Source organism: Caballeronia sp. GAWG1-1 (genome assembly GCF_023631465.1).
Taxonomy (GTDB): domain Bacteria; phylum Pseudomonadota; class Gammaproteobacteria; order Burkholderiales; family Burkholderiaceae; genus Caballeronia.
In genome coordinates, this window is sequence record NZ_JALQDB010000091.1 from 1 (window position 1) to 1,535 (window position 1,535).

At 56.2% G+C, this 1,535-nt stretch carries 1 protein-coding gene; it reads right to left on the reverse strand.

Annotated features, from left to right (window positions below):
• Positions 1–119: 119 nt before the first annotated feature.
• Positions 120–1,535 carry an IS1182 family transposase gene (locus NCT03_RS33560; RefSeq protein ID WP_250495503.1) on the reverse strand — a complete coding sequence of 472 codons (1,416 nt, stop codon included), beginning with the start codon at positions 1,533–1,535 and terminating at the stop codon, positions 120–122.

A 1,535-nucleotide genomic window follows, 5' to 3' on the forward strand; every position in this document is an offset into this window, starting at 1 on the left:
GGGTCTATTTCGTTGAAAAACCCGGTTATCGCCCATGGGCGCGCATGTCTGGGCGTGCAATCGACGCGCTCAGGGCTCTTCCGAACGTGCCGCATCTGGGCGTTGCTCTGCGATGCATTTCAAGCGGCCGCTGCCGCCGTTTCTTCCTGCTTTGGCATCAACCACTTCGCCATTCGCCGCAGGTTCTGCGCAGTTGCAGCTAGCAAGAACTCGTCATGAGCACCTGACGGACCTCGCAGTCGGAGACGATCCAGCTTCATGACGCGTTTGAGGTGAGCGAACAGGATCTCAACTTTCTTGCGGTCCTTGCGTGACTGCCTGTATGCCGGTGTTTTCGCAATAGCCCTTGCCTTATCGCGTGCTGATTCGTGGACGCTTCGGGCTATCTTCCGTATGGGTGTGTTCGGACAGCATTGGTCTTTCAATGAACATTCAGCGCAGTCCATCTGGCTTGATCGATAGACGACCGTGTTGGCCTTCGTGATGTGCGTGCGCGGATTCGTGAACGGACGCCGTTCGCTGCGCAGTGCGTGTCCGGCCGGACAGCGATACTCATTGCTTTGCTCGAGCCACTGAAAATCGCTGTTCTCGAAGGTCTCGTCGCTACGCTTTCCTTTCTCCCACACTGGAACATGCGGCTCAATCGCCTTCTCATTGATCATCCAGGCAAGCATCGACGCAGTGCCATATGCGGTGTCACCTACCAGACGTTGTGGCTTGAGGCGGAAGCGCTGCTCGACCCGATCGATCATGGTCCTTGTTGAGTCCACTTCCTGTGTGCGATATGCGGGGGTGGCCTCGACATCCACGATGATTCCCGCGTGCAGATCAATCAAGTAGTTGGTCGAGTAGGCATAGAACGCCGGGCCACCGGGTGCTGCTGTCCAACGTGCAGCAGGATCGGTTAGTGAAATGTTCTTCGGTTGTGTGACAGGTTCCGGCGAAGGTTCCATGTCTTGGGCGTCAGTGTTGTTCGCGTCGAGCGTCGCCAGATACTCACGTACCGCACGGCTGGGCCTTTCGCCATGCCCCCAGTCGATCGCTTGAGTCCCGGCGATGCCTCGAGTGCGATTGGCGTCGGCTTTGATGACGCTGGCGTCGATTGCGAACCCTTCACCACCTACGAGACCTACGCTCATGCAGCGACGTAAAACTGATTCGAATACATGACGCAGCATGTCGCTGTCGCGAAACCGGCCATGGCGATTCTTTGAAAAAGTTGAGTGATCGGGCACCGCATCTTCGAGGCCGAGGCGACAAAACCAGCGATACGCCAGATTCAGATGAACCTCTTCACACAGGCGCCGTTCGGAGCGGATGCCGAAGCAGTATCCGATGATCAGCATGCGAATGATCAACTCTGGATCGATCGAAGGGCGCCCCGTATGACTGTAAAACGACGCCATGTGCTGACGCAGATCTCTGGCATCGAAGAAATGATCTATGCCGCGTAACAGATGGTCTTTCGGAACATGATCATCAAGGTTGAACGCGTAAAACAGCTGCTCCTGATTGCCACTTCGCTGACCCATCAT